Genomic DNA, 19,406 nt, shown 5'->3' with positions numbered 1-19,406 from the left:
GCCCCGACTCACCTGTGAGCCTCGCCGTCCCGCCGCTCGGGCAGCAGCTCCCCGGCGTGGATGATCGCGTCGAGCATCTCGTGGGCGACCTTGAGCTCGTCTATGGATCGGCTCATGCGCTCGCGTTCGCGTTCGAGGTCCCGGGCCATCTCCTCGCACGTCGGGGCCAGGATCGCGCCGGTGTCGGTCATGCACGGCAGGACCTCGGCGATCAGGTCGGTGTTCAGGCCGGCGGCGAGCAGGACCCTGACGCGGCGGACCCTGTCCACATCGGCCTCGGCGAACTCGCGGTAGCCGCTGGCCCGTCGCTGCGGGTGCAGCAAGCCCTGTTCCTCGTAATAGCGAAGCCCTCTGGTGCTGACTCCGGTCCGGCGAGACAGCTCTCCGATGAACATGTGACCTCCCGCATAGAAGTTTGACTTTGACGTCAACGTCAAGGTTTAGCGTAGCCGACATGACAGCGATCCAGAACGACTCGACCTCATCCGCCACCGACCCGAACTCCTTGCGCGGCAAGCGCGCCGTCGTCACCGGCGGCACCATCGGCATGGGCCTGGCGATCGTCCGCGCCCTCACCGACCGCGGGGCCAACGTGCTCTACACCGGACGCAGCGAACAGCGGCTCGCCGAAGCCCAAGCCGCGCTCGGTACCCCACTGGCCCATCCGGTCCGCTCCGACGTCACCGACGCCGCCGATCTCGCCGCGCTCGCGGGCAAGGCGTCCGAGCTCCTCGGCGGCATCGACTACCTGTTCGTCAACCAGGGCATCGCCGAGTTCCAGACCCTCGAAGCGGTCACCGAGGAGTCCTGGGACCGGATCTTCGACGTGAACACGAAGGGCTCGTTCTTCACCGTCCAGCATCTGGCGCCGCTCATCGCCGAGGGCGGCTCGATCGTCTTCACCACGGTCTCCAACGACGAGATCTTCCCGGGCCTGAGCGCCTACTCCGGTGCCAAGGAGGCCGTCGCCGCCTTCGCGAAGGTCCTCGCCGCCGAGTTGCTGCCCCGCGGCATCCGCGTCAACGCGGTCGCCCCGGGCTTCATCCTCACCCCGACGATGGGCGTGGCCGAGCTGACCGAGGACCAGCGCGCCGAGTTCATCGAGCAGGGGAACGCCTCGACCCCGATGGGCCGCGGCGGCACCGTCGAGGAGGTCGCCGCCGCCGCGCTCTACCTCGCGGTCGATGCCACGTTCACCACCGGCGTCGAACTCCCCGTCGACGGCGGCTTCGCAAAGGGCCTCGGGCATTGATCATCATTGCGGCCCCGCACGACTGTCGTCGTGCGGGGCCGCTGGCGTGGTCTCAGGCGGCGAAGCCGTCTTCGGGGACCGGTTGGGGCGGCGGGGTGCCGACGTAGCGGGCGCGGGGGCGGATGATCTTGGAGTCGCGGGCCTGTTCGAGGATGTTGGCGCTCCAGCCGACCACGCGGCTGGTGGTGAACGTGGGCGTGAACATCGGGCGCGGGACCCCGGCGAGCTCCATGACCACGCCCGCGTAGAACTCGACGTTGGTGTAGAGCTTGCGGCCGGGTTTGACCTCGGCGAGGATCTCGACCACGCGGCGCTCCACGGTCTTGGCGAAGTCGACGACGTCGCCGCCGAGTTCGGTCGCGACGTCCCTCAGGTGCAGCGAGCGCGGGTCGTCGGTCTTGTAGACGGCGTGCCCGAAGCCCATGATGCGGTTGCCCGCTTCGAGTTCGCCGCGGATCCACGCGTCGATGTTGTCGGGGCCGCCGATCGCGTCGAGGGCGTCCAGCGCGCGGGCGGGGGCGCCGCCGTGGAGGGGTCCCGAGAGCGCGCCGATAGCGCCGACGAGGGCCGCGCCGAGGTCGGCGCCGGTGGAGGCGATGACGCGGGCGGTGAAGGTGGAAGCGTTGAAGCCGTGGTCGATGGTGAGGATGAGGTAGTGCTCGACGGCCCTCGCGGCGGCTTCGGTGGGCTCCTCGCCGGTCATCATGTAGAGGTAGTTCGCGGCGTAGCCGAGGTCTTCTCGCGGGTCGATGGGGTCGAGTCCCTGGCCGAGGCGCCACATGGCGGTGAGGATCGCGGGGGTGACGGCGCACGCGAACAGCGCGTCGTCGGCGCGGGCGGCCTCGTCGATGTCGAGCACGGGCCGCATCGGCCGGGCGGCGCACGCGGCCGACAGGGCGGTGCGCAGGCCGTCGAGCGGGGAGTCGGCGGCAAGGTGGGGCAGGAGGTCGCGCAGTTGATCGGTGAGGACGCGGTGGGGCGCGACCTGGGCCTTGAAGTCGGCGAGCTGCTCGCGGGTGGGCAGGGCCGCGTGGGTCATGAGGTACCAGACCTGCTCGAACGAGCAGTGCTCGGCGAGGTCCACGGCGCTGTACTGGCGGTAGTGGTAGAAGCCCTCCTCGCCGCGCACGTCGCCGATCTCGGTGTCGGCGACGATGACGCGGTCGAGGCCCTTGGGGACTTCGATGAATTCGGTCATTGGGTCCTCCTCGCCCGGTGCGTCCGCGTGCCGCCGCCTGTCACGGCATGCCGGGTCCGCCGCTCCGGTTCGCTTGACAGCCTACGGGATTTCGAGGCCCGGGGGCTCGAACCCGACCCCGGGAATACTCGGCGGTACGGGCGGGTCACACTGTTGCCGGAGCGGTGATCCGAGGGTCCTTCGGTTCCTCGTGCCCCGGGCCCGCCCGCCGCTCCGCAGTCCCGCTCGACGACCGAACTGAGGTTTGCACGTGGAATCCGGAACCCTCGTCGCCGGCCGGTACCGGCTCGAACGGGTCATCGCCTCCGGCGGCATGGGCAGTGTGTGGCGGGCCGTGGACGAGCGGCTCGAACGCGACGTGGCCGTGAAGGTCCTGCACCCGGGCCTGGACGAGTCCCAGCGGCCCAGGGACCGCTTCGAGCGCGAGGCGAAGACGCTCGCGAGCCTCAAGGGTCCCGGGTGCGTCGAGATCTACGACTTCGGCGAGGAGGCCGACGGCGACCGGGCGGCCCTGTTCCTGGTGATGGAGCTGGTCGAGGGCGTCTCGCTCGCGGAGCTGCTGCACCGCGAGGAGCGGCTGGACCCGGCGCGGACGATGCGGATCGTGGCGCAGGTGGCCGAGGCGCTGGCGGCCGCGCACCGCAAGGGGATCGTGCACCGGGACGTCAAACCGGGGAACATCCTGGTGGGCGAGGCGGACCGGGTCAAGGTGGTGGACTTCGGGATCTCCCTGTTCGCGCATCGCGCGCGCCTGACCCCGACCGACGCGGTCCTGGGGACCGCGCCGTACGTGTCGCCGGAGCAGTTGCGCGACAAGGGCGTCACCGGCGCGTCCGACCTGTACTCACTGGGCGCGGTGGCCTACGAGTGCCTGACGGGAGCGCCGCCGTTCGACGCGGACGACCCGGCCGCGATCATCCACGGGCACCTCTACTCGGACCCGCCGGAACTCCCGGGCGATGTCCCGCCGGAGGTGGCTGGGGTGGTCACGAGGTCGCTTAAGAAAGTCCCGGAGGAGCGCTGGCCTTCGGGGGAAGTGCTCGCGGCGGCGTGCAGGGCGGCGACGACGGGCGCGCATCCGCAGGTCGCGACGGGCGAGATCGCCGCGGCGGCAACGGAACCGTTCGCGAGCGCGGCGGCCGGGCCCGGTGCGCCGCAGCCCGGCACGAGCGGGGTGGCTGGATCCGACTCGCCACAAGCGGTCGCGCCGCAGCCCGGCACGGATGGGGCGGCGGACGGACCCGGCGCGGGCTGGGCGGCCACGCCGGAAACCGGCCCTGGTCCCAACCAAGCTGGGGACGCGGCGCAACCCGAGGCGGGTCAGGCGGTCACGCCGGCTTCCGGCCTTAGTCCCCACCAGACGGGAGCAGCGGCACTCGCGCAGCCCGGCACGGGCCAGGCGGCCACGCCGGACTCCGGGCTCGGTCCTCGCCATCCCGGCACGGGCGCGCACGGCCCGGCGGCCGGTTCGCCCGGCTCCGCTCCGTCCCCTGCGGACCGGGACGAGTCGGCGACCATCCTGCTCCAACGCATCCCCGCCGCGCCTCCCGGCGCGGCGCCTCGCAAGCGGCGCAAGCGCTTCGCGCTGCTCGCTCTCGCCGTCACCACCGTCGCCGTGGTCGTCGCGGTCCTGATCGCGCGGCCGTGGGCCGGGGACGGGCCGGTGATCGGGAGCGGCGATCCGACCACCGCGCCCGCCGCCGAGACCGCGTCTCCGACCGAGTCCGCGGAGCCCGAGACCAGCCCCGTCGAGGAGCCCGAGCCGACCACCGCCGAAGCGACCGCCGAGACCGCGACCGAGAACTCCGGCGGCCACACCGAAGGCCACACCGGCGACTCGGGCGAGGGCGGCGCTGAGGACGACACCGCGCAGGACCCGCCGCCCACCGGCGACGGCACCGTCCCCGACGTGCGCGGCATGACCACGTTCGAGGCCCGCGACGCGCTCAACGCGGCCGGGTACACGAACGTCACCGCCACCATGGGCTACTGGGTGATCAGCCCCGAGCCGCAGCACTGCGAGGTCATCGTGACCTCCCCGAGCCACGGCGAGACCGTGGACTACGCGGAGAACATCGACCTCTCTTTCCACAACCGCAACAGCGTCGGCACCTCGTGCGCTGTGTGATACTCGACCGGCCGGAACCGCGAAGCAGGTTGACCGGCCGGGCTCGGCCCTGAATGATGGTGTGGGCGACCGGTTTCGCGGTCGCCGCACGGTCACCCTCTGAAGTGATTGGTCTGAAATGGAAGACAACCTGGGCGCTGCCCCCGGCGTAGTGGTCGGCGTGCTGCTCATCATCGCGGCGGTCATGTGGTTCTCCCCCGGCGCCCGCCACAAGTTCCGCAAGGCCACCCTGTGGCTCGTGATCGTCGCCGTCGCGATAATCATCATCTTCGGCTACCTGAACGCGGGCCAGCAGACCTAGGCTCGGCGGTTTTCGAAGTATCCCCAGCTCACACGCCGGTTTCGGCGATTCCAGGGAGTACTTCGACCTCTTGAACGGAACAGATTATTCCGGTCTGCTATAGTGGAATCTAACGTTCCGTTCCATAGTTTTCGGAGGCCGCCATGACCCTCACCGCCGACACCCTCCCGACCGAGACGGCCGCCGCGCCCCTCAAGGCGCCCCCGGTCTTTCCGCGGCGCTGGCTCGGACTGATCGCGATCCTCGCCGCCACCCTGCTCAACCTCCTCGACGCCTCGATCGTCAACGTCGCGGCCCCCGCGATCCGCGCCGAGCTCGGCGGGACCGCCTCGACCATCCAGTGGCTCGCCGCCGGGTACACGCTCGCGCTGGCCGTGGGCCTCCTCACCGGCGGGCGGCTCGGCGACATGTTCGGCCGCAAGCGGGTCCTGCAACTGGGCCTCGTCGGCTTCCTCGCCGCGTCCCTCGCCTGCGGCGCGGCTGACTTGATCGAGCTGCTCCTGGCGGCCCGCGTCGTCCAGGGCGCGTTCGCCGCGGTGATGGTGCCGCAGTGCTTCGGGCTCATCCGCGACATGTTCGGCCGCGAGCTCGGCAAGGCCTACGCGCTGTTCGGGCCGCTCATCGGGCTCGCCTCGATCGCCGGACCGATCGTGGCCGGGTTCCTCGTGGACGCCGACGTGGCCGGCACCGGCTGGCGCTCGATCTTCCTGATCAACCTGCCGCTGGGCCTGGCCGCGCTGGTCCTCGGCGCCAAGGTCCTCCCGGCCGGGGCCCCGGTGGCCAAGGGCCTCAAGCTCGACCTCGGCGGGGCCCTCATCGCCGCCGCCGGGATGTGCCTGCTGCTCGTGCCGCTGGTCGAAGGCCGCGAACTCGGCTGGCCCGCGTGGTCGATCGCGATGCTCATCGCCTCGGTCCCGGTGCTGGGCCTGTTCGCCTGGACCCAGGCCCGCCGAGCCCGCGCCGGGAAGGCCGCGCTGATCGAGCTGAGCGTGTTCGCCAAGCGCTCCTACACCTCCGGGATCGCGTTCGTGACCGTGTTCTTCGGCGCCGTCACCGGGTTCTCGCTCGCGGTGGGCCTGTTCCTCCAGCTCGGCCTCGGCTTCGGGCCGCTCGACGCGAGCCTGGCGATGGCCGGCTGGGCCGTGGGCGCGTTCATCGGCTCCGGCTCCAGCGCGGGCCTGGCCCCCAAGCTCGGCCGCAAGGTCCTGCACCTGGGCCTGACGATCATGACCGCGGGCCTGGTGGTCCTGTGGTTCCAGTTCGGCGCGGAAGCGGCCCCCGGCATGTGGTCCCTCTCCCCCGCGTTCCTGGTCTTCGGCATCGGGATGGGCATGATCTTCGTGCCGCTGTTCGAGATCATCGTGGGCGACCTGGAGGACCACGAGGTCGGCTCGGCCTCGGGGCTGTTGGAGTCCTTCCAGCAGGGCGCGGCGGCGCTCGGCGTGGCCGTGCTCGGCACGGTGTTCTTCTCCGGCTTCGACATCGGCGGCGGGGCCGCTGCCGCGATGGAGTCGGCACGGCTGGTCACGGGCCTGACGATCGCACTCACGCTGGTGGCGCTCGTGGTCGCGTTCGGGCTCCCGAAGCGGGCCCGCGCCGAGCACTAGACGGTGAAGCACCCCATGCCGGTCGGGCCCTCAGGGGCGCGGCCGGTGCGGGCGTATCAGAATGAACTACTCTGTTCCAGTTAGGATGCCTCCATGACCGACAAGCCGCTGAGCGGCCGCAAAGCCCAGGCCGCCCGCAACGACACCCTCATCCTCGAAGCCGCCCACGAGGTCTTCGTCGCGAATCCCGACGCCCCGATCGCCGAGGTCGCCAAGCGCGCCGGAGTCGGCATCAGCGCCCTCTACCGCCGCTACCCGAGCAAGGAGGACCTGCTGCGCAAGCTGTGCGGCGACGGCCTCGCCAGGTACACCGAGCTGGTGCGCGAGGCGGTCGAGGCCGAAGGCGATCCCTGGGAGGCGTTCCGGGCCTTCATGAGAGGCGTCGTGGAAGCCGACACCCCGTCGATCACCGTGCGGCTGGCCGGGACGTTCACGCCCAGCCCGGACATGTTCCAGGCCGCGATCGAGGGCGACGCGCTCAACACCGCGATGCTGGCCCGCTTCAAAGACGCCGGAGTCCTGCGCGAGGACGTGGTGAACGGAGACCTCCAGATGGTCACCGAATCGATCTGCTCCATCGTGATCGGCGACCCCGAACGCACCCGCGAGGTACGCCTGCGGACCCTGGAACTGCACCTCCAGGCCCTCAAAGCCCCCGGAGCCGGACCACTCCCGGCCACCCCGGTCAGCGACGACGAGATGAGCGCCCGCTGGGTGCCCGAGCACATGAAGCAATGAGCACGAGAAAGGGCCCGGCATGACTGCCGGGCCCTTTACGTCCGCCCCTGTTCCCGGGCACGAGAAAGGGCCCGACACGAATGCCGAGCCCTTCAACCGAGCGGACGACCGGGATCGAACCGGCGACCTACACCTTGGCAAGGTGTCGCGCTACCAACTGCGCTACGTCCGCATTTCACAGGTGTTCACCTGGGAACGAACCATACTGTAGCGCATGGCCCGAACGGCCCCGATGGGGCCTTGGCGCCAATTGGGGCGCGGCTCACGCCTCGCCGCCGAGGCCGAGCATCTTCAGGACCTCCTCGTCGAGTCCCTCGACCGTGACCTCGTGTCTGCGATGCGCTTCCCAGTCCTCGCGGCTGAGCCGCCAGCGCCGTTCAAGGCGCCGTTTGCCTTGGACGACCACGTGGGCGATGCCGTCGGCCTGGTAGCCGAGTCGGCGCGAGACGCCCGCCGAGGCCGCGTTGGCGTCGAGCGAGCCGCTGGTGGCCCATTCGGCGTCGAGCGCGTCGAAGCCGAAGTGCAGCACGGCGGCGCGCATCTCAGTGCCGAGGCCGTTGCCGTGGTGGGCCAGGCCGAGCCACGAGCCGGTGGCGACCTCGCGGGTGATCGGGAGCCGCTTGGCGCCGATCTCCTGCATGCCGATCGGTCGGCCGTCGCGGAAGGCCACGAAGGGCAGCTGCCAGTCGTCGTTCTCCCAGCGGCCGATGCAGCGGTGGTACCAGAGGGCGACGCTGCGGCCGCGTTCGGCGGGGGTGGCGTCGGTCCACGGGAATATGAAGGGCATGAAGGAGGGGTCGTGGACGCCCTCGGCCGCGGCGTCGGCGAGTCCGGCGAGCTCTTCGAAGTCGGGCAGGCGCAGTTCGAGGCGCTCGGTGCGTATGCGGAGTCGGTAGATCGGCAGATGGTCGGTGAGCATGGCTCAATTCTGGTGACGGGCGGGTGGGGGCGGCAACGGGTTTTGGCGGGGTTGCAGGCTTCGCTTTCATGTGTCAATATTTTCTTACACACGACAGGGAAGGTTGACATGAGAGCGGCCTCAGGATGATCGGCGAGGAGCCCTTGACGGAGGAAGCGCTGCTGGCGGCGTGCGCGGCGCTGGCGAATCCGCATCGGCTGCGCATTCTCGGCGCCCTGGCGGACGGGCGGCAGTACGTGAGCCTGCTCGCGCGGGAGCTGGGGATGAGCCGTCCGCTGCTGCACATGCACCTCCAGAAGCTCCAGGCCGCGGGCCTCGTCCGCGGGGAGCTGGCGCTCGGGGAGGGCGGCAAGGCCGTCAAGTACTTCGAGGCGGTCCCGTTCGCCCTGGAGATCACGCCGCAGCTCGTCAAGTCGCTGATCGACACACTGCAAGACAGCACCACCGACACGGAAAAGGACACCTCGTTATGCCCACGGAACAAGCCGGAATGCTGTTCGTCTTCGGATTCTTGCTGCTCATCACAGTCATCATCATCGCCGTGATCTTCTCGTTCGCCTCCACCTCGAAGGCCAAGGCCTCGGCGGCCCGCGAGGCGGCCTACCGGGAGCTGGCGGAGAAGTCCAGCCTGGACGCGGCCGAGCTGAAGGCCTCGCTGATCGAGATCAAGAGCCGCCTGGCGTCGGTCGAGCGGATCCTCAAGGAAGTCGAGTGACCGGCCGCGATTCAGGCGCGAGGAATTCTCCGGATCAGCGGTCAACCCGCGCCTGATGCGGCACGCTCGGACGCATGGACACAACCCGGGACCGCGCGGCCGAAACGCTCTCCGATGAGGAGCTGTCGCGCCTCGACGCGTACTGGCGGGCCGCGAACTACCTCACCGTGGGCCAGATCTACCTGCTCGACAACCCGCTGCTGCGCGAGCCGCTGCGCCCCGAGCACATCAAGCCGCGGCTGTTGGGCCACTGGGGCACCAGCCCCGGCCTGAGCCTGATCTACGCGCACCTCAACCGCTGCATCAAAAACCGCGGCCTGGACATGATCTACGTGACCGGCCCCGGCCACGGCGGCCCCGCGATCGTGGCGAACACGTGGCTCGAAGGGACCTACCCGGAGCTGTACCCGTCGGTGAACCACTCCGAAGAGGGCATGCGGCGCCTGTTCCGGCAGTTCTCCTTCCCCGGCGGGATCCCCTCGCACGTGGCCGCCGAGGTCCCCGGCTCGATCCACGAGGGCGGCGAGCTCGGGTACTCGCTCGCGCACGCCTACGGCGCGGCGTTCGACAATCCGGGCCTGACGGTCGCCTGCGTCGTGGGCGACGGCGAGGCCGAGACGGGCCCGCTCGCCGGATCGTGGTTGTCCAATGTGTTCCTCAACCCGGTGTCGGACGGCACCGTGCTGCCGATCCTGCACCTCAACGGGTACAAGATCGCGAACCAGACGATCCTGGCCCGGATCGGCGACGAGGACCGCGTCTCGTACTTCCGCGGCATGGGCTACGAGCCGCACCTGGTCGACGGGGACGATCCCGAAGCGGTGCACCGGGAGCTGGCGGCCACACTGGACGCGTGCTTCGACCGGATCGCCGAGATCCGCGCCGAGGCCCGCCGCGGCGCGAACGGGATGCCGACGCGGCCGCGCTGGCCGATGGTGGTCCTGCGGACCCCGAAGGGCTGGACCGGCCCGGCCGAGGTCGACGGCCTGCCGGTCGAGGGCACCTGGCGGGCCCACCAGGTCCCGCTGGCCGCAGTCCGCACCGACCCCGAACACCTTGCGATGCTTGAGGAGTGGATGCGCTCGTACCGGCCCGAGGAGCTGTTCGACGCGACCGGGAAGCCGGTGCCCGAGCTCCTCGCGCAGCACCCGGAGGGCGCGGCGAGGATGAGCGCCAACCCGCACGCGAACGGCGGCCTGCTGCTGCGGGACCTGGTCCTGCCCGACTACCGCGACTACGGGGTCGAGATCGAGGGTCACGGCCGCACCGTCGGCGAGGCCACCAAGGCGCTCGGGGTGTGGCTGCGAGACGTCATGGGCGCCAACCCCGACCGGTTCCGGCTGTTCGGGCCCGACGAGGTCGCGTCCAACCGGCTCGGCGCGGTCTTCGAGCAGACCGACCGCCAGTGGGAGGCCGAGATCCTCCCGACCGACGAGCACCAAGCCCCGCAGGGCCGGGTCATGGAGGTCCTCTCCGAGCACCTGTGCGAGGGCTGGCTGGAGGGCTACCTGCTCACCGGCCGCCACGGCGTGTTCACCTCGTACGAGGCGTTCATCCACATCGTCGACTCCATGTTCAACCAGCACGCCAAGTGGCTCGACGCCTCGCGGAAGATCCCGTGGCGCCACCCGATCGCCTCGCTCAACTACCTCCTGTCGAGCCACGTGTGGCGCCAGGACCACAACGGCTTCTCCCACCAGGACCCGGGATTCATCGACCACGTGATGAACAAGAAGCCCGAGATCGTGCGGGTCTACCTCCCGCCGGACGCCAACACCCTGTTGTCCACGATGGACCACTGCTTGCGCTCGCGGCAGTACGTCAACCTCGTGGTGGCCGGGAAGCAGCCCTCGCTCCAGTACACGAGCATGGACGAGGCGGTGCGCCATTGCGAACGGGGCCTTGGGATCTGGGAGTGGGCCTCGACCGACGACGGGCTCTCTCCCGACGTGGTGCTCGCGTGCGCCGGGGACGTGCCCACATTGGAGGTCCTGGCCGCGGCGGACCTGCTGCGCCAGACGCTGCCCAAGCTCAAGGTCCGGGTGGTCAACGTCGTGGACCTGATGCGGCTCCAGCCCGACACCGAGCACCCGCACGGGCTCGGTGACCGGCAGTTCGACACGGTGTTCACCGCCGACAAGCCGGTCCTGTTCGCCTTCCACGGCTACCCGACGCTCATCCACCGCCTGACCTACCGGCGCACCAACCACCACAACATCCACGTCCGCGGGTACAAGGAGGAGGGCACCACGACCACGCCGTTCGACATGGTCATGCTCAACGACCTCGACCGCTACCGCCTGGTCATGGACGTCATCGACCGGGTCCCGGGCCTGGGCGCGAACGCGGCCGGGCTGCGGCAGCGGATGGTCGACGCCCGGCACGCCGCGCGGGAGTACACGCGCTCGCACGGCGAGGACATTCCCGCGGTCGCCGAATGGCGCTGGCCCGGTTAGGTTGCGGCGCAATACAACCGGTGTAGACGGTTTTGTCGGGGCACTTGAGTGGTGTGAGCGTTCTCGTTAACCTGGGGGTTGGCACGGTCCCGCTCACCCCCGGAGGTCCTCACGTGGCGAAGGTCAGGCCAGGTCGCGTCGTGGTCGACTACGAGGAAGACTTCGTGGTCTTCACGGTCGGCATGCGCGTCAACAAGTTCTGGAAGTTCGGCAAGTGGGTCCCGATGTTCAACGCGATGCCGAGAATGTTGCGCGAACTCCAGGCCGACCCCGAACTGGGCCTGATGGACTCGCGGATCACGTTCGGCGGCAGGGGGATCGCCGTGGTCCAGTACTGGCGCAGCGCCGATCACCTGGAGCGGTACGCGCACTCGCAGATCCATGCCCACCGCGGCTTCTGGAAGTGGTTCAACCGCAACGTCAAGGACAACGGCGACGTGGGCCTGTGGCACGAGCTGTACCACGTCCGCGCCGGAGAGCACGAGACCTCGTACGTGAACATGCCGCCGTATGGACTCGCCAAGGCCACCAAGGAGAAGGACGCGAAGCGCACCGACCCGGACGACCACGACCACGACCACGACCACCACCATCGCGGGCGCGGGGCGGGCGAGGTTCGCTGAGGACTACTGGGCGAGCGCGTCGAGCCCTTCGGTCAACGCTCCGGTGGCCCACTCGGTCTGGCCGGCCGCCTGCTCCTCGTCGAAGCCGCGCACCCCGCACTCGGCGACGAGGATGAGCATCAGGTACATCCGGTAGAGCGTCAGGCGCCGCTCCTCCCCCGCTGTCATGGGGCGGCCGAGGAAGCCGTCCACGATCGCCGGGAAGTCCCCTTCCGGTATGAGCTGCAACGAGACCAACTCGGCGATCGGGTCGCCGTAGAAGGCCCGCTCGCCGTCGATGAACGCTTCGAGGCGCCAGCCCGACTCGGTGCGCTCGACGAAGATGTTGCCGTCCCACAGGTCGAAGTGGACCAGTGCGGGCCGGGTGACCTCGTCGAGGAGGCCGCGTTCGGCGGCGAAGAGCGCCTCGATCTCGGCGATCGGGCGGGGCAGTTCCAGTTCCTGGTCGGCGATGTCGGCGAGCACGTCGGCGATCATCGCAAGGAAGGACTCGCTCCACGAGTCGGCCTGGGTGCGGCCGCTCTTGCGGGGGTAGCCGAAGCGTTCGCCGGTGGCGATCGCGAACCGGGCGCTCATCGCGCCGATCTCGCGGCGCAGCGGGAGGCGTTCGGCTTCGGGGATGTCCTCGCGGAGTTTCTGGAGCGTGGAGCCGCCCAGGCGGTCGATGATCATCAGCCCCGCTTCGGTGTCCCCGTGCCACAGGCGCGGCATCGGCACGCCCGCTGCGATGGCCTTCTCGAAGCACTCGATCTCGGTGGCCATGAGGTCGACCTCGTAGCGCAGGAGCTTCAGGTCGCGGTCGGGGGCGACTTTGACCACGAGGCGGCGGCCGTCGGCGAGGTCGAGGCCGTGGGCGGCGTTGAAGAACCCGTCGGTGAACTCCTCGTGGCCGGTGAATTCCAGGTCGGGGCCGAGGCTGTCGCGGACGAGCGCCTCGACGTCGGCGCGACTGAGCTTGGGGCGGATCGCGATCTCCATCGCGCCATTCTCGCGGTCGCAGACGCGAGCGGCAAGCACGAATCGGCGGAGGACCCGCGCGAGTCGGGCGAGCGATTCGGCGCCGGACGCACTGCGGGCGGGGCCTCCAGGCCCCGCCCTGCGTGTTCACCGTCGCGGCGTCACTGCGACTTCAGGGCCGCCATGCGGGCCTCGATCTCGGCGTCGTCGCCGAGGCTGTCGAGGTCCTCGAACTGGTTGTCCAGCGAGGACAGCGCCAGCTCCTGCTGGCCGCGGACCTTGGCCTCCTCGCGGCGGACCTTCTCCTCGAAGCGGCTGACCTCGCTGAGCGGGTCCATCACGTCGATGCTGCCGAGCGCCTCGGTGACCTGCTTCTGCGCCTGCGCGGTCTTCTGGCGCGCCGCGAGACTGCTGCGCTTGGAGCCGAGCTCGGCGAGCTTGGACTTCATCGTGGTGAGCGACTGCTTGAGCTTCTCGACCACCTCGGTCTGGCTGGCGATGACCGGCTCGGCGTCCTTCATCTCCTTCTCGAACCCGATCTGCTTGCCCAGGGCGACCTTGGCGAGGTTGTCGAACCGGTCGGCCTCGGCGGTGTTGCCCGCCGCGCGCAGCTGGTCGGCCTTCACACTCGCGTTGCGGGCCTTGGCGCCCCACTCCTCGACCGCCTGCTTGTCCGAGGCGTAATCGTCCTCCAGCAGGCGCAGGTTCCCGATGGTCTCGGCGATCGAGCTCTCGGCGTCGGCGATGCTGTTCTTGTAGTCCCGCTCCATCTGGGCGAGCATCTTCTCGGGATCTTCGGCGTTGTCGATGACGTCGTTGATGTTCGCCTTGACGAGTTGCCCGATCCGCCCGAAGATCGACTGCTTCTTGGTCATGTTCTCTCCTAGCTGGTCCTCGCCCCCGGGTAGCCGGGGCCGCACTGGTCAGAATCGGCCGCCGCCACCGCGTCTGCCGCGGGTGCCGCTGCCGCCGAACGAGCCCGGTCCCGGGCTGTGCCGTCTTGTGGTGCCGCCGTATCCGCCCGAACCCCGGCCGCCGCCACCGCCGAGGAGGTTGCCCAGGAGGATGCCTCCGAGGACCGCTCCTGCGTTGCCGCCCATCGGGGACGAGCCTTTGTTCGGGTTGCTCGGGGCCAGGTAGCCCCGGACGTCGCGCTGCGCGGCCGAGGAGGCCGCGTTCGCCAGCTCGTCGGCGCGGTGCGCGAGCTGCAAGGCCCGCGCCGGGTCCGACTCGCGCAGCGCGACCGCCTGCGACAGCTGCTGCTTCGCCTCGTTGAGGCGGGTGCGGGCCTCGGGCCCGACCGCGCCGCGGTTGGTGTTCACGTAGTCCTCCACCGCGGCGGTGGTGCTCTGGGCGCTCATGAGGACCTGCCCGAGCTGGTCCTTGGCGCGCTTGATGTTCTGGACGGCGTCCCGCAGGGCCTGGAGCTCCCCGTCGAGCTCGGCCGAGGCGCGCTCGACACCCGCGGTGGTCTCCAGCGGGTCGACCGGGCCCGCGGCCATAGCGGTCCGGGCCTCGGCCACCACGGTCTTCAGTCTGGCGGCCTTCGCGGCGGCCTCGGGGCCCGAGCCGGTGGCGCCGGCGAGCCGCTCGGCCTCGGCCACATCGGACTCGGCTTCGGCGAGGACTCCGGGCAGGGCCGCGGCGGCCTCGTCGAGGTCGGCGTCGCGGCGGGTCACGGCCTCGACGGCCTGCTCGGCCTGCTGGGTGGCCTCTTCGGCGGCGCGCACCAGGAGCGCGGCCTTGCCGTTGTCGCCTCCGGCGACGGCCTCGTCGGCGGCGTCGAGCTGTTGGGCGGCGAACGCGAGCCGGTCGTCGGCGGTGTCGGGGAAGTCCGCGACGGTGGCGATGGCGCTGGCCGGGTAGCGGCTTTGGAGCGCGGTGAGCGTCTGGCGGGCGGCGGCGGTCTTCGGGGCCAGCGCCGCGCCCCTTTCGCGCAGCGCGGCGGCGGCTTCGGGGGCCCGCTGGCCGAGGTTGCGGAGGCGGTCGAAGTCGGCGGCTTTGGCGTCGAGTTCCTTGTTGGCCTTGACGAGCTTGTCGATGATGTCCGAGAGCATCTGGCGGCGTTGGGGCTCGGTCTCGGGTTCGTCGTCGTCGAGTTCCTGGCGGATGCGGAAGGAGGCGGTGAGTTCGGCGCGGGCCGATTCGAGCGAGGCGGCGAACGCGGCGGTGTGCTCGGAGCCGAACTCGGCTTCGGCGAAGCCGAGTTCCTGTTCGCTGGTGCGGATCGCGTCGTCGGTGGCCACGAGGAGGCGGTTGGCCTCGGTGTCGAGCTGGGCGGTGGTGAGCTTCTTGCGTTCGGCCGCGGAGGGGGCGCCGACGGCGTTGGCGTTGCGCCGCTTGCGAAGCCAGAGCACGAGGAGGAGCACGGCGGCGGCGATGAGGACGATGACGAGGATCGCGACCCAGGCGGAGGAGCCCGAACCGGAGCTGCCGGTGCCGGTGTAGGCGCTGCGGTAGCCGTCGGCGGCGGCGATGGCGGCCCCGGCCCAGTCGTCCTGGCCGAGCGCGGGTTCGATGCGGTCGGTGGCGACCTGGTCGAGCTGCTCGTCCGAGAGGGGGAAGTCGGCGGCCACCGACCAGGTGTAGCGGCGCTCGTCGGTGGCGACGGCCAGGAGCAGGTCCTCGCCGCCGAGCCCGGCACCGATCGCGGTGGTGTCGGCCCAGTCCTGGGCGGTGTAGCCGCTGAAGCCGTCGACGTAGACCACGTAGAGGCCGATGCCGGTGTCGTTCTGGAGGTCGGAGAAGGCTTCGAGGATGCGGTCCTCCTCGCCGGTGACCGCGCCGACCTTGTCGGTGACGGGGCCGGTGAGGGCGACGGGCGCGGTGGCCGCCGCGGGCGAGCTCCACGCGAGGAGCGCGAGACCGGCCAATGCCGCCAGCGCGGTCCGGATCACGGCGCACCCCTCTCGTCGGAAACTGTGTCAGTCTAGGAGCGAATTCCCTGGTGAAGCGGGTGTTTGCGAGATTCGGGGAGAAGCCCAGCGTGCCGGGGCGGCGGTGGCGTGTGTCACGGCTGAAATATTCGGCGGGCGGGCGGCGTCGTATCTGGCATTAGCACTCTCGGGTTGGGAGTGCTAATCCTGAGAGAGGAGACCGCCACCATGATCGTTCGTTACCAACACCCCCAGGCAGCGTTCCGGCAGCTCGACGGGCACTTCAGCCGCGAGTTCGAGCGCTTGGTCCAGCTGGGCTTCGGGCGTCGCCCGGTGCAGAACTCGCTGCGGGCCGACGTCTACACCGAAGGCGAGGACCTCGTGGTCACCGCCGCCGTCCCGGGCGTGAGCCCCGAGGACGTGACGGTCGAGCTCGACGGCCGCCGCCTGTCGATCACCGCCGAGCGCCGCGAACGCGAGACCGCCGAAGGCGACCGCTACTTCGTGCGCGGCCTGACCGCCGGCTCGTTCAGCCGCGAGTTCACCCTCCCGGAGGGCACGACCGCCGAGCAGCTCAGCGCCGACGTCGCCGACGGCCTGCTGACGATCCGAGTGACCGGAGCAGTCCGCCCGGCCCCGGAGCCGACGCGAATCCCGGTCGCGGGAGCCAAGCCCACAATCAAGGCAGAGTCGGAATAAGGCAATACGACAAAAAGCGAACGGCCCCGGAATCATCCGGGGCCGTTCGCTTTCAAGTGACGCAGATTGAGGTGGGTACGGGATTCGAACCCGTGTGCACGGCTTTGCAGGCCGTTACCTAACCACTCGGACAACCCACCCTGATGCGAAGGAGGCCCAGGCGGTGAAACCCGGGCCTTTTCGCTTCGGTGGACGATACTGGGATTGAACCAGTGACCTCTCCCGTGTCAGGGGAGTGCTCTCCCGCTGAGCTAATCGTCCGGGAAAGTGCTCTTTCGAGCTCCGAGCGGACGACCGGGATCGAACCGGCGACCTACACCTTGGCAAGGTGTCGCGCTACCAACTGCGCTACGTCCGCATGTCTTCCAGGGCTTTTTCGTTCCCCGGCGACGGGATAGAACTTTACCCAATGGCGAATGGAGCGTCCACCGGGGGGTGGGCTCTCCGGCTTGGGCCCGTGTTGTCGCAGCGCTCTGGCAGAATCCACCCGTGGCTCAAGCTATCGATCAACGCATCGCCGAAGAACTCGCCGTCGGCGCCCATCAAGTCCGCGCGGCCGTGACGCTGCTCGACGACGGTTCGACCGTGCCGTTCATCGCCCGGTACCGCAAGGAGGCCACCGGCGGCCTCTCCGACGAGCAGCTCCGCGGGCTCGAAGAGCGCCTCGGGTACCTGCGCGAACTGGAGGCCCGCCGGAAGGCCGTGCTCGAATCGGTCGCCGAGCAGGGCAAGCTCACCGACGAGCTCGCGGCCCAGATCAACGCCGCCGACACCAAGGCCCGGCTCGAAGACCTCTACGCGCCCTTCAAGGTCAAGCGCCGCACCAAGGCCCAGATCGCCCGCGAGGCGGGTCTGGAGCCGCTCGCGGAACTGCTTTTGAGTGATCCCTCACAGGACCCGGAAACCGCCGCGGCGGCGTTCCTGAACCCGGAGAAGGACGTCAACGACGCGGCGGCCGCGCTCGCCGGGGCCCGCGCGATCCTCACCGAGCGGTTCTCCGAGGACGCCGACCTCATCGGCGACCTGCGCGAACGCATGTGGAAGCGGGGCCGGATCGTCTCGCGGGTGCGCGAGGGGGCCGAGGAGAAGGGCGCGAAGTTCGCCGATTACTTCGAATTCGCCGAGACGTTCACCACGCTGCCTTCGCACCGGGTGCTCGCGCTCATGCGCGGCGAGAAGGAGGAGGCGCTCTCGCTTTCGCTGGAGCCGGGCGAGTCGGAAGTGGACGGCGCGGACTGCGAAGCGGTCATCGCCGCGAAGTTCGGGGTGCGCGACGAAGGCAGGCCCGCCGACGCGTGGCTGGCCAAGACCGTGTCCTGGGCGTGGCGCACCCGCATCCTCGTCAAACTGGGCGTGGACCTGCGGATGCGGCTGTGGCAGCTCGCCGAGGACGAGGCCGTGAAGGTCTTCGCGGCGAACCTGAAGGACCTGCTGCTGGCCGCCCCGGCCGGACCGAAGGCCGTGATGGGCCTCGACCCGGGATACCGCACCGGCGTCAAGGTCGCGGTGGTCGACGCCACCGGGAAGGTCCTCGACACCACCGCGATCTACCCGCACCAGCCGCAGAACCGTTGGGACGCTTCGCTGGCGCAGCTCGCGGCGCTGGTCGAGAAGCACGGCGTGCAGCTGATCGCGATCGGGAACGGGACCGCCTCGCGCGAGACCGACAAGCTCGCCGGAGACCTGCTCAAGGCCCTCGCAGGCAAGGCCGAACTCGCCAAGATCGTGGTCTCCGAAGCCGGAGCGTCGATCTACTCGGCGTCGGCGTACGCCTCGCGGGAGCTTCCGGACATGGACGTGTCGCTGCGCGGCGCGGTCTCGATCGCCAGAAGGCTCCAGGACCCGCTGGCCGAGCTGGTGAAGATCGAGCCCAAGCACATCGGGGTGGGCCAGTACCAGCACGACCTGACTGAGTCCAAACTCACCAAATCTCTGGAAGCGGTGGTCGAGGACGCGGTGAACGCCGTGGGCGTGGACCTCAACACGGCCTCGGTGCCGCTGCTGGCGCAGGTGTCGGGGCTGAGCGAGAGCGTGGCCGCGAACATCGTGGCGCACCGCGACGAGCACGGCCGCTTCGCCGACCGGAAGGCGCTGCTCAAGGTGCCTCGCCTGGGCCCCAAGGCGTTCGAGCAGGCGGCCGGGTTCCTGCGGGTGCCGGGCGGGACGAACCCGCTCGACGTCTCGGCGGTCCACCCGGAGGCGTACCCGGTGGTGGAGCGAATCCTCGCGGCCACCGGCACGTCGGTGAGCGGAATCGTGGGCGACGCGAAGACGCTGCGGAAACTCAAGGCCGCCGACTTCGCCGACGAACGGTTCGGCGTACCCACGGTGACCGACATCCTCGCGGAACTTGAGAAGCCCGGCCGCGACCCCCGGCCGGAGTTCAAGGCCGCCACGTTCAAGGAAGGCGTGGAAAAGGTCACCGACCTCGAACCGGGCATGCTCCTCGAAGGAGCCGTGACGAACGTCGCGGCCTTCGGCGCGTTCGTCGACATCGGCGTCCACCAGGACGGCCTGGTCCACATCTCGGCGCTGGCGAACCGCTACGTGTCGGACCCGCGCGAGATCGTCAAACCCGGCGACGTGGTCAAGGTGAAGGTCCTGAGCGTCGACGTGGCCCGCAAGCGGATCTCGTTGACGATGCGCCTCGACGACGAACCGGAGGCGCAGGGTCCGCGACGCGGCCAGGGCGGTCAGGGTGGCCAAGGCGGCGGTCAGGGCCGCAATGGCAAGGGCGGCAAGGGAGGCCAACCGCGCCAGCGCGGAGGCCAGGCGGCGCCGTCGAGCGCGATGGCGGAAGCATTGAAGCGAGCCGGACTGGCGTAACAAGCCACGGGCGGAGGGGCAACGAGCTCGGCGGCGGTTCGATCCGTATCCACGACGCCAAGGTCCAGAGCCGTGTCTTCGACGTGCTCGGCCTGACCCACGAGGACGCGC

The 19,406-nt window shown here is 70.1% G+C and carries 17 protein-coding genes and 4 tRNA genes; 11 read left to right on the top strand and 10 right to left on the bottom strand.

Annotation, left to right across the window (positions count from 1 at the left end; translation table 11 throughout):
* Nucleotides 1-8: 8 nt before the first annotated feature.
* The gene (locus AB0B28_RS00105) at nt 9-395 is read right to left on the bottom strand and encodes a MerR family transcriptional regulator (protein WP_360113846.1); all 387 of its coding nucleotides are present in this window, start codon (nt 393-395) and stop codon (nt 9-11) included.
* A gap of 59 nt (nt 396-454) precedes the next feature.
* On the opposite strand from AB0B28_RS00105, the gene AB0B28_RS00100 reads away from it, so the two are divergent.
* Nucleotides 455-1,252: an SDR family oxidoreductase gene (locus tag AB0B28_RS00100; protein ID WP_360113843.1), complete on the top strand. Its 798-nt coding sequence runs from the start codon at nt 455-457 to the stop codon at nt 1,250-1,252.
* A 52-nt stretch (nt 1,253-1,304) separates the two neighbouring features.
* On the opposite strand, the gene AB0B28_RS00095 is transcribed toward AB0B28_RS00100, so the two are convergent.
* Nucleotides 1,305-2,450, bottom strand: coding sequence for a citrate synthase/methylcitrate synthase (locus tag AB0B28_RS00095; RefSeq protein WP_360113840.1), 1,146 nt, complete (start codon nt 2,448-2,450; stop codon nt 1,305-1,307).
* Nucleotides 2,451-2,700: 250 nt separating this feature from the next.
* Between AB0B28_RS00095 and AB0B28_RS00090 the strand changes: the two genes are divergently transcribed.
* The 4 genes from AB0B28_RS00090 to AB0B28_RS00075 all read left to right on the top strand — a co-directional run bounded on the left by AB0B28_RS00090 (nt 2,701) and on the right by AB0B28_RS00075 (nt 7,224).
* Nucleotides 2,701-4,578, top strand: coding sequence for a protein kinase (locus AB0B28_RS00090; protein ID WP_360113837.1), 1,878 nt, complete (start codon nt 2,701-2,703; stop codon nt 4,576-4,578).
* A 118-nt stretch (nt 4,579-4,696) separates the two neighbouring features.
* Nucleotides 4,697-4,879 (top strand): hypothetical protein, encoded by a 183-nt coding sequence (locus AB0B28_RS00085; RefSeq protein ID WP_360113834.1) that lies wholly within the window; start codon nt 4,697-4,699, stop codon nt 4,877-4,879.
* 143 nt (nt 4,880-5,022) lie between these two features.
* On the top strand, nt 5,023-6,486 hold the full coding sequence (locus tag AB0B28_RS00080; protein ID WP_360113831.1) for an MFS transporter: 1,464 nt from the start codon (nt 5,023-5,025) through the stop codon (nt 6,484-6,486).
* A gap of 93 nt (nt 6,487-6,579) precedes the next feature.
* A complete protein-coding gene (locus AB0B28_RS00075; protein WP_360113828.1) occupies nt 6,580-7,224 on the top strand; it encodes a TetR/AcrR family transcriptional regulator in 645 nt (214 codons plus the stop codon).
* A 99-nt stretch (nt 7,225-7,323) separates the two neighbouring features.
* Here the strand turns inward: AB0B28_RS00075 and AB0B28_RS00070 are convergent.
* Both AB0B28_RS00070 and AB0B28_RS00065 read right to left on the bottom strand, forming a co-directional pair.
* Nucleotides 7,324-7,396 (bottom strand) — tRNA-Gly (locus AB0B28_RS00070).
* 90 nt (nt 7,397-7,486) lie between these two features.
* On the bottom strand, nt 7,487-8,143 hold the full coding sequence (locus AB0B28_RS00065) for a GNAT family protein (RefSeq protein ID WP_360113825.1): 657 nt from the start codon (nt 8,141-8,143) through the stop codon (nt 7,487-7,489).
* 125 nt (nt 8,144-8,268) lie between these two features.
* On the opposite strand from AB0B28_RS00065, the gene AB0B28_RS00060 reads away from it, so the two are divergent.
* The 4 genes from AB0B28_RS00060 (at nt 8,269) to AB0B28_RS00045 (ending at nt 11,937) form a co-directional block, all read left to right on the top strand.
* The gene (locus tag AB0B28_RS00060) at nt 8,269-8,688 is read left to right on the top strand and encodes a winged helix-turn-helix domain-containing protein (RefSeq protein ID WP_360113822.1); all 420 of its coding nucleotides are present in this window, start codon (nt 8,269-8,271) and stop codon (nt 8,686-8,688) included.
* Complete coding sequence (locus AB0B28_RS00055; RefSeq protein WP_360113819.1) at nt 8,655-8,858, top strand: hypothetical protein; 204 nt, start codon at nt 8,655-8,657, stop codon at nt 8,856-8,858. Before AB0B28_RS00060 ends, AB0B28_RS00055 begins: the two co-directional genes overlap by 34 nt.
* 74 nt (nt 8,859-8,932) lie before the next feature.
* The gene (locus AB0B28_RS00050; protein WP_360113816.1) at nt 8,933-11,314 is read left to right on the top strand and encodes a phosphoketolase family protein; all 2,382 of its coding nucleotides are present in this window, start codon (nt 8,933-8,935) and stop codon (nt 11,312-11,314) included.
* 113 nt (nt 11,315-11,427) lie between these two features.
* Nucleotides 11,428-11,937: a DUF4188 domain-containing protein gene (locus AB0B28_RS00045; RefSeq protein WP_360113813.1), complete on the top strand. Its 510-nt coding sequence runs from the start codon at nt 11,428-11,430 to the stop codon at nt 11,935-11,937.
* A gap of 3 nt (nt 11,938-11,940) precedes the next feature.
* Here AB0B28_RS00045 and AB0B28_RS00040 read toward each other — a convergent pair whose 3' ends face one another.
* The 3 genes from AB0B28_RS00040 to AB0B28_RS00030 all read right to left on the bottom strand — a co-directional run bounded on the left by AB0B28_RS00040 (nt 11,941) and on the right by AB0B28_RS00030 (nt 15,791).
* Nucleotides 11,941-12,915: a phosphotransferase gene (locus AB0B28_RS00040; protein WP_360113810.1), complete on the bottom strand. Its 975-nt coding sequence runs from the start codon at nt 12,913-12,915 to the stop codon at nt 11,941-11,943.
* A gap of 140 nt (nt 12,916-13,055) precedes the next feature.
* Nucleotides 13,056-13,769 carry a PspA/IM30 family protein gene (locus AB0B28_RS00035; protein WP_360113807.1) on the bottom strand — a complete coding sequence of 238 codons (714 nt, stop codon included), beginning with the start codon at nt 13,767-13,769 and terminating at the stop codon, nt 13,056-13,058.
* 48 nt (nt 13,770-13,817) lie between these two features.
* Complete coding sequence (locus AB0B28_RS00030; RefSeq protein WP_360113805.1) at nt 13,818-15,791, bottom strand: TPM domain-containing protein; 1,974 nt, start codon at nt 15,789-15,791, stop codon at nt 13,818-13,820.
* 207 nt (nt 15,792-15,998) lie between these two features.
* Here AB0B28_RS00030 and AB0B28_RS00025 point away from each other — a divergent pair, with 207 nt between their 5' ends.
* Nucleotides 15,999-16,469, top strand: a complete 471-nt coding sequence (locus tag AB0B28_RS00025; protein ID WP_360113802.1) for an Hsp20/alpha crystallin family protein — start codon at nt 15,999-16,001, stop codon at nt 16,467-16,469.
* Between the two features lie 69 nt (nt 16,470-16,538).
* Here AB0B28_RS00025 and AB0B28_RS00020 read toward each other — a convergent pair.
* The 3 genes from AB0B28_RS00020 to AB0B28_RS00010 all read right to left on the bottom strand — a co-directional run bounded on the left by AB0B28_RS00020 (nt 16,539) and on the right by AB0B28_RS00010 (nt 16,827).
* Nucleotides 16,539-16,609, bottom strand: a tRNA-Cys gene (locus tag AB0B28_RS00020).
* 49 nt (nt 16,610-16,658) lie between these two features.
* Nucleotides 16,659-16,730: transfer RNA gene (locus AB0B28_RS00015), tRNA-Val, on the bottom strand.
* 24 nt (nt 16,731-16,754) lie between these two features.
* Nucleotides 16,755-16,827 (bottom strand) — tRNA-Gly (locus tag AB0B28_RS00010).
* 131 nt (nt 16,828-16,958) lie between these two features.
* Here AB0B28_RS00010 and AB0B28_RS00005 point away from each other — a divergent pair.
* Nucleotides 16,959-19,295, top strand: a complete 2,337-nt coding sequence (locus AB0B28_RS00005; protein ID WP_360113799.1) for a Tex family protein — start codon at nt 16,959-16,961, stop codon at nt 19,293-19,295.
* Nucleotides 19,296-19,406: the final 111 nt, after the last annotated feature.

Source organism: Glycomyces sp. NPDC046736, from assembly GCF_040645615.1.
Taxonomy (GTDB): Bacteria; Actinomycetota; Actinomycetes; order Mycobacteriales; family Micromonosporaceae; genus Glycomyces.
This window is presented reverse-complemented; position numbering and strand designations above follow the sequence as displayed.